This is a genomic window from Arthrobacter sp. 4R501 (assembly GCF_002929755.1).
Lineage (GTDB): Bacteria > Actinomycetota > Actinomycetes > Actinomycetales > Micrococcaceae > Arthrobacter.
This window is the reverse complement of the sequence record NZ_PJIW01000017.1, coordinates 21,591-34,066: the sequence shown is the minus strand read 5'-3', so window position 1 is coordinate 34,066 and position 12,476 is coordinate 21,591. Positions and strand designations below refer to the sequence as shown.

At 66.8% G+C, this 12,476-nt stretch carries 12 protein-coding genes; 10 read left to right on the top strand and 2 right to left on the bottom strand.

What is annotated here, in order from left to right:
- Nucleotides 1-513 precede the first annotated feature (513 nt).
- The 4 genes from CXR02_RS16535 to CXR02_RS16520 all read left to right on the top strand — a co-directional run bounded on the left by CXR02_RS16535 (nt 514) and on the right by CXR02_RS16520 (nt 5,347).
- The gene (locus CXR02_RS16535) at nt 514-903 is read left to right on the top strand and encodes a MarR family transcriptional regulator (protein ID WP_104062977.1); all 390 of its coding nucleotides are present in this window, start codon (nt 514-516) and stop codon (nt 901-903) included.
- Between the two features lie 90 nt (nt 904-993).
- The gene (locus tag CXR02_RS16530; protein WP_104062976.1) at nt 994-1,611 is read left to right on the top strand and encodes an alpha/beta hydrolase; all 618 of its coding nucleotides are present in this window, start codon (nt 994-996) and stop codon (nt 1,609-1,611) included.
- A gap of 546 nt (nt 1,612-2,157) precedes the next feature.
- Nucleotides 2,158-2,922: an HAD family phosphatase gene (locus tag CXR02_RS16525; RefSeq protein ID WP_104062975.1), complete on the top strand. Its 765-nt coding sequence runs from the start codon at nt 2,158-2,160 to the stop codon at nt 2,920-2,922.
- Between the two features lie 82 nt (nt 2,923-3,004).
- Nucleotides 3,005-5,347: a glycoside hydrolase family 65 protein gene (locus CXR02_RS16520; protein ID WP_104062974.1), complete on the top strand. Its 2,343-nt coding sequence runs from the start codon at nt 3,005-3,007 to the stop codon at nt 5,345-5,347.
- 48 nt (nt 5,348-5,395) lie between these two features.
- Here the strand turns inward: CXR02_RS16520 and CXR02_RS16515 are convergent, their stop codons facing one another.
- Nucleotides 5,396-6,730 carry an MFS transporter gene (locus tag CXR02_RS16515; RefSeq protein WP_104062973.1) on the bottom strand — a complete coding sequence of 445 codons (1,335 nt, stop codon included), beginning with the start codon at nt 6,728-6,730 and terminating at the stop codon, nt 5,396-5,398.
- A 150-nt stretch (nt 6,731-6,880) separates the two neighbouring features.
- Here CXR02_RS16515 and CXR02_RS16510 point away from each other — a divergent pair, with 150 nt between their 5' ends.
- Together CXR02_RS16510 and CXR02_RS16505 are read left to right on the top strand one after the other, a co-directional pair.
- A complete protein-coding gene (locus CXR02_RS16510; protein WP_104063037.1) occupies nt 6,881-7,684 on the top strand; it encodes a hypothetical protein in 804 nt (267 codons plus the stop codon).
- Nucleotides 7,674-8,423: a LamB/YcsF family protein gene (locus tag CXR02_RS16505; RefSeq protein WP_104062972.1), complete on the top strand. Its 750-nt coding sequence runs from the start codon at nt 7,674-7,676 to the stop codon at nt 8,421-8,423. The genes CXR02_RS16510 and CXR02_RS16505 overlap by 11 nt, the downstream gene beginning before the upstream one ends.
- 28 nt (nt 8,424-8,451) lie before the next feature.
- Here the strand turns inward: CXR02_RS16505 and CXR02_RS16500 are convergent, their stop codons facing one another.
- On the bottom strand, nt 8,452-9,801 hold the full coding sequence (locus CXR02_RS16500) for a DUF445 domain-containing protein (protein ID WP_104062971.1): 1,350 nt from the start codon (nt 9,799-9,801) through the stop codon (nt 8,452-8,454).
- A 50-nt stretch (nt 9,802-9,851) separates the two neighbouring features.
- Between CXR02_RS16500 and CXR02_RS16495 the strand changes: the two genes are divergently transcribed.
- Genes CXR02_RS16495 through CXR02_RS16480 form a run of 4 tightly spaced genes read left to right on the top strand, consistent with a single transcriptional unit; the run spans nt 9,852 to nt 12,402 of the window.
- A complete protein-coding gene (locus CXR02_RS16495; RefSeq protein WP_104062970.1) occupies nt 9,852-10,760 on the top strand; it encodes a glycerophosphodiester phosphodiesterase family protein in 909 nt (302 codons plus the stop codon).
- 48 nt (nt 10,761-10,808) lie between these two features.
- Nucleotides 10,809-11,294 (top strand): hypothetical protein, encoded by a 486-nt coding sequence (locus tag CXR02_RS16490; protein ID WP_104062969.1) that lies wholly within the window; start codon nt 10,809-10,811, stop codon nt 11,292-11,294.
- A complete protein-coding gene (locus tag CXR02_RS16485; RefSeq protein WP_258061051.1) occupies nt 11,291-12,094 on the top strand; it encodes an AzlC family ABC transporter permease in 804 nt (267 codons plus the stop codon). Before CXR02_RS16490 ends, CXR02_RS16485 begins: the two co-directional genes overlap by 4 nt.
- Nucleotides 12,091-12,402 carry an AzlD domain-containing protein gene (locus CXR02_RS16480; RefSeq protein ID WP_104062968.1) on the top strand — a complete coding sequence of 104 codons (312 nt, stop codon included), beginning with the start codon at nt 12,091-12,093 and terminating at the stop codon, nt 12,400-12,402. The genes CXR02_RS16485 and CXR02_RS16480 overlap by 4 nt, the downstream gene beginning before the upstream one ends.
- Nucleotides 12,403-12,476: the final 74 nt, after the last annotated feature.

Below are 12,476 nucleotides of genomic sequence, written 5' to 3'. Positions count from 1 at the left end.
AATACAAAAACGTCGACCCGCACCGTCACCGCCGACACCGCGGAAGCGGTCTCCGCCCCGGCCCTTCCCGCCGATGCCGAGCAGGGGACGGATACGACTGGACGGACACCCTCGAAGGCACCGCCTGGTCCCTGCCGCCGGACTGGGCCAGCGAAGGCTGGGACGCCGGATCGTGGCCCTACATCATCTTCACCGTCGCCCGCACCCACGACAGCCATGGGGAACTGTTCGGCTACGGCACCTGCGTCGAGGGCGACACCTCCACCCACTGGTTCCGCTCCCAAAACGCCTGCTTCGAAGCCATCACCGCCGAGGTGTTCTTCCACTGGGCATCCGGTCAGTCCGACGGCCCCGACAACCTCCCCGCCACGGCCGCGGAACTCCCCGACCAGGACCGCAAGCCCTACCCCGGCTGGACGGACTAAAAGCCCCCAAAGTTCCCCCGGCCAAGCGTTCGGGGGAATAGAGCAGCACGCCAGCATCCGTTGACAACATCATTGAGATTCCTTCTGGATTTGTTTCGTTCGCCGAACTGCGGGGACTCTCAGCCACCGAGGGGAAGGCGATCGACATTCTGATGCGCTTCGGCCCACTGACGGCGGGGAGTTCGGCGAGCGGTCGGGCTTGGCCCCCGCATCCGTGACCGGCCTGATGCAGCGGCTCGAGGCCAAGGGTGTGGCCCGGCGCGTCCGGCATGAGGAGGACCGACGCAAGGTGCTGATCGAACTGGTGGGGGACCAGGCCTCTGCCGCGGCGCCCTATTTCCTGGATTTCATGGGCGGGCTGGCGGCCCTGCTGGAAGGCTACAGCGACGAGCAGTTGCGGACCATCGCCGACTTCTCATCCAAGGCTGCTGCGGTCCAACAGGATGCGGCCGGGCGCCTCGGGTCCGGGGCAGAATAGAGAGCCAAGCAGGGCGGGCGGCTTTTCCGGCATATTCGCGGCAAGAGCCGATGCGAGCCGCTGGCCCGCTGGACTGGCTACGCTGATCCGATGGAAACAGTTACGTGGTCCAAGCCGGAAAGCGAACGGGACGGCACGCCGCTGCTGGTCATGATGCATGGCTACGGCACCGATGAGTCGCGGATGGTGCGGCTGTTCGAATACCTGCCGGCCGAGTTCACTTGTGTTGCCCTGCGCGCACCCATGGTGATCGGCGACCACTACGGCTGGTTCCTGCTGGACTACTTCCTGGCCAACGATTTCGCGGATGTCATCGCAGCCACCAACACCGTCCAAGCGTGGATCAACTCTGTCAGGGGCCAGCACGTCAGCGTGAGTCTGTTGGGTTACTCGCAGGGAATGGCCATGGCCAGCACGCTGCTCCGGCTCCATCCCTCGGATTACAGGGCCACGGTTGGGCTTTCCGGTTTTGTGCTGGAGAACGAGCTGCTGTCCCTGACCGAATCCTTCACGGCCCCGCCGCCCTTCTTCTGGGGGCGGGACAAGGCGGACCTGGTGATCAATGAGGACGCCACGGCCTACACCGGACAATGGCTGAACGAAAACACCCGGCTGACCGCCAGGACGTATCCGGGCATGGGCCACGCCATGAGCAAGACGGAGATGGTGGACGTCAGCGCCTTCCTGCGCCACTACGTGCTCGGCTGAACTGCGTAATCGGTTCAAGCGCGTCGGTTGAACCCTGTGCCTGCCCGGGCGTGTGCCCCGTATCGCAATATGACAAAAAACAGTTGCGCGCGAAATTTGTAAGCGCTTACACTCGTCGGTGGCCCACTCTTTGCGGGCCGTTGAAACCGTCGGAAAGGGCAGCCGGACAGATGCCATGTGCCAGGCCTCCATCCAGGCCTCCTGCCCGCCCTGCGCCGCGGTGCCTGCGGCGCCAAGTTGTCAGGCCGCGCCAAGGCGCTCATGATGGAAGAAGACGTTAAACAGCAGCCCATCGGCCCGCCGTGGTTTTACCGTGGCCCTTAGCCGTCTCTGCTGACCGGGCGGCATCGTGGCCGCCCCTCTCCGCTCCTTGCTTGGACCCTATCCTTGCTGCCCGCCGCTTTTCTGCCAGCTCTTCCACGTTCCGCCTGTTTGCACAGCCCCCGCTTACATAGCCCCACTACTTACCGCCCCGTGACATACCGCCCCGTGGCATCCCGCCCGTGACATCCGGCCTGTTGCCCGCCGTCTGAAAGGACACCGCGCATGACTGACGTTCTGAAAACCCAAAGCACCAGCTGGACCACTGCCTCCGCCATCCTGTTCGACCTCGACGGCGTGCTGACCCCCACGGCCACTGTCCACGAACAGGCGTGGAAGGAACTCTTCGAGGGCTTCCTGGCGTCCCGTCCGGATGTGCCCGGCTACCGCGAGGACGATTACTTCGATCACATCGACGGCAAGCCCAGGTTTGACGGCGTCCGGGACTTCCTGGCGTCGCGTGGCATCGTGCTCCCCGAAGGCGCGCCCAGTGACGGCACCGCCGGTCAAGGTTCCATCGAGAACCCCGGGCAAGACGCCACCGTCCAGGGACTGGGCAACCGGAAGAACAAGGTCTTCAACGACATCGTCAGCGCCGGCGTCGAACCGTTTGAAGGCTCGGTGCGCTTCCTGGAAGCCGCCGTGGACCGCGGACTCAAGGTCGCCGTCGTCTCCTCATCCCGGAACGCTCCGGCTGTGCTTAAAGCCGCCGGCCTGAACGGGCACTTCGAAATAGTGGTTGACGGTGTGGTGGCTGCGGCCCAGGGCCTGCCCGGCAAACCGAGTCCTGCCACGTACCAGTACGCCGCGGAACTGCTGGGTCTGCCCAGCGAAGAGTGCGTGGTGGTTGAGGATGCAGTCTCGGGTGTCCAAGCCGGACACGCGGGGCAGTTCCACTCGGTGATCGGCGTGGACCGCGGCGCCGGCCGGCAGACCCTGCTCGACGCCGGAGCCACGAGCGTGGTCAACGACCTCGACGAACTGCTCTAACAGCCATCGCCGCCTGACGCTCCCCCGGCCTCAGGCACGAAGCACTTCCCCGCAACGCACAACGCCGAAGGACCCCAACACCATGGCTCTTATCACCGCGGACCGTGAACGGTTCCCCAACACCCCCTGGCAGCTTGTGGAAACACGCCACCAGCCGGGCAGCGCGGGCACCCTTGAGACGCTCTTTGCCCTGGGCAACGGCCATCTGGGCATCCGCGGTGCGCACTGGGCGGCCTCGGATGCAGACCTTCCGGGCAGCTTCATCAACGGCCTCCATGAGATCTGGGACATCAAGCATGCGGAGAACGCGTTCGGCTTCGCCCGGACCGGACAGCGGATCATCTACATCCCTGATGCGAACAACTTCACGGTGATCATCGACGGCGAGAGCCTGACCCTCGCGGAATCAGCCGTGCTGGACTACCGCCGCTCGGTCGACTTCGCCACCGGCATCTACGAATGCCGGATCACCTGGCTGTGCCGGTCCGGCGCCACGGTGACCACCACCGAACGCCGCGCCGTGGGCTTCGCCTCACGCGGCAGCCTGGGCATCTCGCTCGAAGTGGCTTCGGACCGCGAGGTTTCCGCCGATGTGACGTCCTCCGTCATCAACCGCCAGGACCAGCCTGTGGAGGACCACTCGGCGCATGACCCGCGCCGGGCAGGCCGGCACGCAGGCCGGGTCCTGCTGCCGGTAAGGACCGACGGCGGCGACGGCTCGCTCCGCCTCTCCTGGGAAGCGGCGGAATCCGGGCAGCGCGTGGGAATCGCCGTGGACCACTGGACTTCCGCCGGCCACCAGCCCTTTGAGACCGCTGCAGGCGAAGACGACAGCAGCGTCCGGTACGTCCTTGCCGTCCGCGCCGACGAGCCGTTCCGGCTCGAAAAGAGCGTCAGCTATGCCGCCGGCCGCGGCGTCCAGGACTCGGATCGGGACGCGGCTGAGGCCGCCGAAGCCGGGCTCCGGTCCGTGGAGGACATCTTCACCGAGAGCCGCGAGCATTACCGCGCGTACTGGGACACCTCGGACATCGTGGTGGGCGGCCAGCCCGAACTCCAGCAGGCCATCCGTTGGAACCTGTTCCAGCTGGCCCAGGCCACTGCGCGGGCCGACATCGCCGGCATCCCCGCGAAGGGCGTCACAGGATCGGGTTACGAGGGGCACTACTTCTGGGACCAGGAGGTCTACCTCCTGCCCTACCTCACCTACACGAACCCCGACGGTGCCCGCCAGGTCCTGGAGTTCCGGCACGACATGCTGCCGGCCGCCAAGATCCGGGCCAAGGAGCTCAGCGTGGAGGGCGCACTGTTCCCGTGGCGCACCATCAACGGCCTGGAAGCCAGCGCCTATTACGCCGCCGGCACGGCGCAGTTCCACATCGCGGCGGCCATCGCCTTCGCCACCAACCGCTACCTGTGGGCCAGCGGCGACGAAACCTTCCGTGAGGGTATGGGTGCCGAGCTCCTGATCGAAACCGCCCGGATGTGGGCCGCCTTGGGCTTCTTCGGCAAGGACGGGGCCTTCCACATCCACGGCGTTACCGGCCCTGATGAGTACACGGCGGTTGTCAACGACAACCTCTACACCAACGTGATGGCCCGCTTTAACCTGCGGGCCGCTGCGGCGCTGGACCACCCGGAGATCGACGACGCCGAACGCGAGCTGTGGGAGCAGGCCGCGGCCCGCATCCACCTGCCCTTCGACGAAGACCTGCAGGTCTACTCGCAGGACAACGACTTCATGACCCTGGAGCCGTGGGACTGGACCATCCCCCGGTCCAAGTACCCGCTGCTGCTGAACTTCCACCCGCTGGTGATCTACCGGCACCAGGTGCTGAAGCAGGCAGACACCGTGCTGGCCATGTTCCTGCAGTGGCAGGACTTCTCCGCCGAGGAGAAGCGCCGCGCGTTCGATTTTTACGACCCCATCACCACCGGCGATTCCACCCTGTCCGCCTGCGTGCAGGGGATCATGGCCGCCGAGGTGGGGCACCCAGAAGCTGCCCTGGAGCACTTCACGAACGCCGTTTTCATCGATCTGGACGACACCCATGGCAACACGATCGACGGCGTGCACATCGCCTCCGCCGGGGGAGTCTGGAGCTCGCTGGTCTCCGGTTTTGCCGGGCTTCGGGACCAGGGCCAGCTGCCGTTCTTCGATCCGCGGCTGCCGGCCGAGTGGGAGGCACTGTCCTTCCACCTGAAGATCCAGGGCCGGTTGCTGCTGGTGGAGCTCGACGCCGGGGCACTCACGCTCAGCGTCCGCAGCGGCGGACCGCTCGACGTGGATGTCCGCGGCCAGGTTCACGCCATTGGTGCGGACCCGGTCCGGGTTGCCCTGGACCCCTTTGAGGCTCCGGAGCGTACTGTCTTCCCCAGCGGGCCCCCGACGGCGAGCCTCCCCATTGTGGGATTCCGCGCCTGACTTGATTGCGCGCCTGAGGTGATTGCGCGCCTCAGGTGAAGGGGCGCGTCAGTCTCCCGCCGCCGTCGTGCGTTCCACTGCAACTTGCCTGTCCAGCGGGTGGGCCAGTTCGTCGGCGGGCATCCGGGCGGCGATCATGGCGATCACCGCCAGGACGGGGCAGACGACGCCGGCGGCCAGGAAAATTGCCCAGATGGGGAAGACCTCGGCTGCCGGTCCGGCAAGTGCCATGGAGATGGGCATCAGCGCGAGGGACACAAAGAAGTCCAGGCTGGAGACGCGTCCCAGCAGGTGGCTGGGCACGCGTCGCTGCAGCAGGGTGCCCCAGATGACCATGCCCACGCTGCCGGTGGCGCCCCAGACGAACATTGCGGCGGCCACGGTCCAGAAGCTGTCCAGAATGCCGACGGCGGCGAGCGGCAGGCTGCCCGCGCCCCAGGACACCATCATCACCGTGAGGTAGCGGCGCGGCAGCTTCAAGGAAGCCGTGACCAGCGAGCCGACGGCCCCGCCCACACCCATCACGGCCAGCAGGAAGCCGAACATTCTCGAGTCGCCGCCGAGCTGGTCGCGGACCACAAACGGCATCAGCACTTCGATGGGACCGATCAGGAAGAGCACGGAAACGCAGGCCCACAGCAAGGTCCAGAGCAGCCACGGTGTGCGGATGGTGTAGCTGATGCCCTCGCGGAGGTCGTGGAAGAAGGACGTTTTCGCGTGGCTCGTTGCCCCGGCGTCTGCGTCTGACCCGGCGTGAGCCCCGCCGTCGGCCCCGTTGTGGGGCGCGTCCAAGGCATGGCGCCCCAGGAAGTTCAGGACGATGAACGCCAGCAGGTGGCAGGTGGCCACTCCGGTCACGGCGTGCGACGGCGAGAGCGCGGCCACCACCACGCCCGCGACGGCGGGTCCGGCCGCCTGCTGGAGGATGGGCCGCATGGTCCCCTCCATGCCGTTCGCGGCCAGCAGGTCTTCGGGCGGCAGGATGCGCGGCAGGATCGCGGAGTAGGCAGGGAAGAAGAACGCGGCGCCCACGCCCAGCACAAAGCTGCCCACGGCGAGATGCCACAGCTGCAGCCACCCTGCCATGGCGAGCCCGCTGATCGCCGCGATAACGGCGAGGTTGGCGCCTTCGACGGCAATGATCAGGAGCCGCTGCGGCACGCGGTCTGCGGCGATCCCGCCCGCGAGGACAAAGGCCACCAGCCCGATGCTGCCGGCAGTAGCAACCAGTGACAGCTCCAGCGGGCCGCCGCCGAGGTGGATCACCTGGTAGACCATGGCGACAGCCCACATGCCGGATCCGAAAATGGAGATGGCCAGCGCCGCTATGAGGACCCGGTACTCGCGGTGCGCAAAGGGCCGCAGGGCTTGGAGTGTGGGCATAGGGCAAGTCTAGGCTGGGCGGGATTTTGGCGGAACTCAACGCCGGGGCCCGGCGCCGGGACCGCTTACTCTTAAGCACCCTTAGTGTTAAGGCAGGGCCGCAGCCAAAAACTGCCGGCGGACACAAGCAGTACCGAAGCAGAGGTGACCATGGCCAAGCGCAGCAATCCCGCAGTACGTATCGCACAGGAGACCGCCCACAACGCGGTGTTCGACGCCGACGGCAAGCCGAAACCCGGAGTCCACAACATGCTCCTCCGGGCAGTCGAAATCCAGCGGCCGCTGGTGCTCGCCTACGTCCGGCGGCTGCAACGCAAACACCCGCGCGCCAGCGCCGCCAGGCTCGCGGAGATCCTCGAACGCGACTACCTGCGGGCGGTGACCGGCGGCGGTGCGATCGTCGGGGCAACCGCCGTTGTGCCCGGTGTCGGAACCGTGGCCTCCCTGGGCCTCTCCGCCGTGGCGACCGTTGGCTTCCTCGAGGCCACGGCACTCTATGCCACCTCGCTGGCGGAACTTCATGGCATCCGGCTGACCAACCCGGAAAAGGCCAGCACCATGGTCATGGCCATCATGCTGGGCGAAGAAGGCACTGCCCTGCTGGGAACGCTGAGCGGCCAGGCCATGGGCAAGGGAGCCAGCGCCACGCAGGCATGGGGCAACGTGCTGACCAAGTCCATGCCATCGGGCTTCGGTGCCATTCGGAACAAGATCCAGAAGGCCTTCCTCAAGAACCTGCTCAAACGCCAGGGCACGGCGCTGCTTGGCCGGGCGCTTCCGTTCGGCATCGGCGCGGTGGTGGGCGGTGCCGGTAACCTCATAATGGGCCGTGCCGTGGTGGCCAACGCCAAGGAAGCCTTTGGCCCCATGCCGGACACCATCCCGGGGGAGCTCAAGGCTGTGGCGGCGGAACCGGAAAAACTTACTTTGGAAGGCAACAACCTTGGATCTTAACGCTGACCTCGGCGAATCGTTCGGCTCGTGGAACATGGGGGACGACGCCGCCATGTTCCGGCTGGTGACCAGCGCGAACGTGGCCTGCGGGTTCCACGCGGGGGATCCCGTCACCATGCTGGACAGCTGCCGCGCCGCCTTCGAGCTTGATGTCACCGTCGGTGCGCACGTGGGCTACCGGGACCTGGTCGGCTTCGGCCGCCGGTCCCTGGACATGTCCTTCGACGAGCTGTTCGGCGACGTCCTCTACCAGCTGGGCGCGCTCGACGGCGTGGCGCACGCCGTCGGTGCCTCCGTTGACTACGTCAAGCCGCATGGCGCCCTGTACAACCGCCTGGTCCACGACGCCGAGCAGGCCTCCGCCGTGGTTGCCGCCATCCAGGCCTACGACCCCGGCCTGCCGATCCTCGGGCTGCCGGGCTCACAGCTGCTGATCCAGGCCAAGGAAGCCGGCCACCCGGTCTTTGTTGAGGCCATTGTGGACCGCGCCTACCAGGCGGACGGGAGCTTGGTGCCGCGCTCCCAGGCTGGTGCTGTCCTCCACGACGTCGACTCGATCGTTGAGCGCGCAGTGCGGCTCGCGACGAAGGGCGAAGTTGTGGCCGTGGACGGAACGGTGGTTCAGGTCCGGCCCGACTCCCTGTGCATCCATGGCGACACCCCCGGGGCCGTGGAAATGGCCGCCGGTGTTCGCGCCGGGCTCGAAGCGGCCGGCGTGCAGCTGGAGTCCTTCGCGTAACCGCCCCGCGTTGCTTTTGAGGGCCAGGTCAGCCGAACACCAGGTGCGCCGCGCTGAAGATGACCAGCCCGGCCAGTGAGCCCACCACGGTGCCGTTGATACGGATGAACTGCAGGTCCTTGCCCACCTGGAGTTCGATCTTCTGCGACGTTTCCTGGGCATCCCAGCGGGCCACGGTATCGGTGATCACGCCGGCGATGTCGGAGCGGTAGGTCCGCACCAGGTACCCCGCGGCGTCGCCGATCCAGGCGTTGACCTTGCCGGCCAGTTCGGCGTCGTTGACCAGGCGCGAGCCGAAGTCGCGGACGGCAACCTTGAACCGGACCGTCAGTTCACTGTCCGGATCGTCCACCGCAGACAACAGGGCGCTCTTCACGGTTCCCCAGGTGCGGGAGGCCAGCTCGCGGACCTCGGGGTCTCCCAGAACCTGTGCTTTGATGTCCTCGGCCCGGGCGATCATCGCGGGATCATGCTGAAGGTCCTGCGCGAGATCGTTCAGGTACTTGTCGATCTGCTGCCGGACCTGGTGGTTCGGATCTGACTGGACGGCGCGCGAGAACTTGAGGATCTCCACGTACACCTTGTCGCCCACCAGCCCGTCCACGAACTGCGGGACCCAGGTGGGGGAGCGGTCCGAGACCAGCCGGCTGACGGTTTCGTGATTGTCGTCCACCCAGTCCGCGGCGCGGTCCACCAGCAGGTCCACCAGCTTGTGGTGGTGCCCGTCCGCAAAAATCCGCTCCGCCATCCTGCCCACCGGCGGTCCCCACGGCGGAGCCAGCAGGTGCTTACGCACCATTCCCTCGATGACCGCTTGGACGTCGTCGTCGTTCAACACCTTGAACGCGCCGCGGATGACGGCGGCACCATCCTTCGCCACGCGCTCGGCGCCGCCCGGTCCGGCGAGCCACTGGCCGGCCTTCCGGGCGAGGTCCACCGAAGCGAGCTTCTCCTGGACCACCTGCTCGGACAGGAAGTTGGTCTCCACAAACTCACCCAGCGACGCCCCGATCTGGTCCTTGCGGCGCGGGATAATGGCGGTGTGCGGGATCTTGATGCCCATGGGGTACTTGAACAGCGCGGTCACGGCGAACCAGTCGGCCAGCGCGCCCACCATGCCGCCCTCAGCCGCGGCGCGGACGTACTGCAGCCACGGATACTCTTTCTGCAGCGCGAACGCGAACACAAAAATGACGGCCATGGCAACGAGGAGTCCCAGCGCCACCAGCTTCATTTTCCGCAGCGCTGCCGCCTTTTCGGCGTCCCCGGCGCTGAGTTGATGACCGACGACGGCGGCCCTCGCCTTGGGCGACCGCGGCGCGGGGCCTGCGGGCCGGGACGGGTCCTGGCGGGTAGTTGGCTCAGAGTTCACCTGCATGTGCCCAGCCTAGCGCCGAGCCGCCGGGTGGCGTCCGCTAGCGTGTCCTCATGACATTCGAGGAGTCTGAGCCGGAACGGCCACTGGTTTTTGCCCACCGGGGCGCCAGCGCGGCATTTGCCGAACACACGCGCGCCGCTTACCTCCAGGCCATTGCCGACGGCGCGGACGGGGTGGAGTGCGACGTCCACTTGACGCGGGACCAGCACGCCGTGCTGCTCCATGACGCCAACCTGGACCGGACCTCGGACGGAACCGGACCTGTTGCTGACCGAACGCTGGCGGAGCTGCGGCTGCTGGACTTCTCATCGTGGAAAGGCGCCCGGATCCCGGAGGAATACGGCGCAAAGTCAGAGCAGTTCCTCACGCTCCCCCAACTCCTGGACATCCTGCGCGGCGCTGGTCGGCCGATCGGCCTGGCAATCGAGCTCAAGCACCCCAGTCCTTACCAGCTGAAACTCGAAGACCGTGTGCTGGACGTGCTCCGGGGCGAAGGCTGGGACCCCGGAACTTCTTCGGTGGACAACATCCAGGTGACGTTCATGAGCTTCAGCCCGGATTCCGTAAAGCACCTGCTCCGGAGTGTGCCGGCCGAATTCATCTGCCAACTGGTGGACGACATCGACGTCGACGAACTCCGTGACGAACTCAGCCTCGGCCCCCTGGCTGGCGGCGCCATCGCCAACCTGATGAAGGCGGCGCAGCTGGAAGGAGAACGCATCCTGGACGAGTGCGACGTGGGACTCGCGGGGCCCGGAATCATGTACGTCCGCGAGCACGCCCGGACCGTGCAGCGCTGGCTGGAGTCCGGCCGCCGTTTCCGCGTGTGGACCGTTGATTCGGAGCGGGATGTGGCGCTCTGCCAAGGGCTGGGAATCCACGAGATCACCACGAACAAACCGGCCAGGGTATTGGCGCAGCTGCAATCGAGCGGGCAACAGGTCCAGCTGCCGTCCTGAGTCGCTGCTGTTTAGCCCCCCGGGGCGGCGCTGTGATTGAGTGGACCCATGCCTTTTCGCTGGTCCGCCCGGGCCACCCAAACAGTCTCCGCGGCGGCCATGAGCGCGCTGCTGATGACCAGCGCCATGAAGCACTTCCGGGAGCCGCGGTTCTTCGAACAGGTGGTCCCGGATTATCTGTGCCGCGAGACTCCAGGTGCCGGCGAGTCGCCGGCGGGGCGCGCAGTGCCAGCTCCCGACGGCGGTCGGCGGCCCCTGGCGGTGATGTCACGGGAGGAATGGATTGCGGTGAGCGGACTGCTGGAGGCGGGTGCCGCCGTCGGCCTCCTGATCCCGGTGACACGGCGGGCAACCGCCACCGCCGTGACTGCAATGTTCACGGTATTCCTGGCCGGCCACGTGGACGCGCTTCGCCGCGCCTATGGCTCCGCCGGGTCCCCGACGCAGCGCAAGGTACACACCGTCCGGTTTCCGCTTCAGCTGCCGCTCATCCTGTGGGCTTGGAGCCTGCGGAACCCGGGACGACGGCGGTGAAGCTGCTCGCCTCGCCCGCCGTGCGGGTGGGAATCTCGATCAGCATCGCCACCGGCCTCTACGGAGTGTCTTTCGGCGCGCTGTCGGTCACCTCTGGACTTGATTTCTGGCAGACTATGGCGCTCAGCCTGCTGCTTTTCAGCGGCGGTTCCCAGTTCGCGTTCATCGGTGTGGTGGCGGGCGGAGGCTCCGGAATTGCCGCCATGAGCGCAGCCACGTTGTTGGGCATGCGGAACGGCATCTACGGCATGCAGCTCAACGCCCTCCTGCATCCGACGGGCTGGCGGAAGTATGTTGCCGCACAAGTCACCATTGACGAGTCGACCGCCACCAGCAGCGGGCAGACCGACCCCGACGAGCAACGCCGCGGTTTCTGGACGGCCGGCATTGGCATCTACGTACTCTGGAACCTTTTCACCGCCGTGGGGGCCCTCGCAGGAAGCGGATTGGGTGATCCCAAACAGTGGGGCCTGGACGGTGCGGCAGTGGCCGCATTCCTGGCCCTGCTGTGGCCGCGGCTCAAGGGGCGGGAACCGGCGGCGATTGCCGTGGTGTGCGCCCTGGCCACTGTGCTGGCCGTGCCGTTCGTTCCCGCGGGCGTGCCCATCCTGATCGCCGCGGTGGTGGCTGCAGTGATCGGCTGGTTCAGCCACGGACGCAGTGATGAAGGCCTGGAGCCGGACGTGGATCCCTACGACGAGCACCACGGGCGCCGGGACAAAACCCGGGATGCGCACCTGGACAACCAGAGGGACAGCCGCAGGGACGGCCACGGGCAGACGGGGCAGGCGGGCGCATGAATCTCTGGATCTGGTTGTTGCTGGCGTGCGTCCTTGCCTACGCGTGGAAGCTGGTGGGCTATTTCGTCCCGGCGAAGCTGCTGAAGGACCCCCGGATGTCGCGTATCGCCGGCACCATGACCATCGGACTTCTGGCATCCCTGACCATTGTCAACACTGTGGCGTCCGGCCAGACGCTGGCCGCCGACGCGCGGCTGGGAGCCCTCGCCGCCGCCGCCGTTGCGTTGGCTTTCCGGGCGCCCTTCCTGCTGGTGGTGGTGGTGGGAGCCGGTGCCGCAGCCCTGCTGCGGCTCATCGGATGGAACTGACCGCCGATCTCGTGAAACCGACGCCGGAGCACTGGTGGTGCGGCTCATATGCGTTATAGCATGGGCCTGGCTAT

Excerpts from the sequence above, each read along its gene's own strand:
- CXR02_RS16530 (WP_104062976.1), top strand. The coding sequence starts at position 994 with ATGGAAACAGTTACGTGGTCCAAGCCGGAAAGCGAACGGGACGGCACG.
- CXR02_RS16525 (WP_104062975.1), top strand. The coding sequence starts at position 2,158 with ATGACTGACGTTCTGAAAACCCAAAGCACCAGCTGGACCACTGCCTCC.
- CXR02_RS16520 (WP_104062974.1), top strand. The coding sequence starts at position 3,005 with ATGGCTCTTATCACCGCGGACCGTGAACGGTTCCCCAACACCCCCTGG.
- CXR02_RS16515 (WP_104062973.1), bottom strand. The coding sequence starts at position 6,730 with ATGCCCACACTCCAAGCCCTGCGGCCCTTTGCGCACCGCGAGTACCGG.
- CXR02_RS16510 (WP_104063037.1), top strand. The coding sequence starts at position 6,881 with ATGGCCAAGCGCAGCAATCCCGCAGTACGTATCGCACAGGAGACCGCC.
- CXR02_RS16500 (WP_104062971.1), bottom strand. The coding sequence starts at position 9,801 with ATGCAGGTGAACTCTGAGCCAACTACCCGCCAGGACCCGTCCCGGCCC.
- CXR02_RS16495 (WP_104062970.1), top strand. The coding sequence starts at position 9,852 with ATGACATTCGAGGAGTCTGAGCCGGAACGGCCACTGGTTTTTGCCCAC.
- CXR02_RS16490 (WP_104062969.1), top strand. The coding sequence starts at position 10,809 with ATGCCTTTTCGCTGGTCCGCCCGGGCCACCCAAACAGTCTCCGCGGCG.
- CXR02_RS16480 (WP_104062968.1), top strand. The coding sequence starts at position 12,091 with ATGAATCTCTGGATCTGGTTGTTGCTGGCGTGCGTCCTTGCCTACGCG.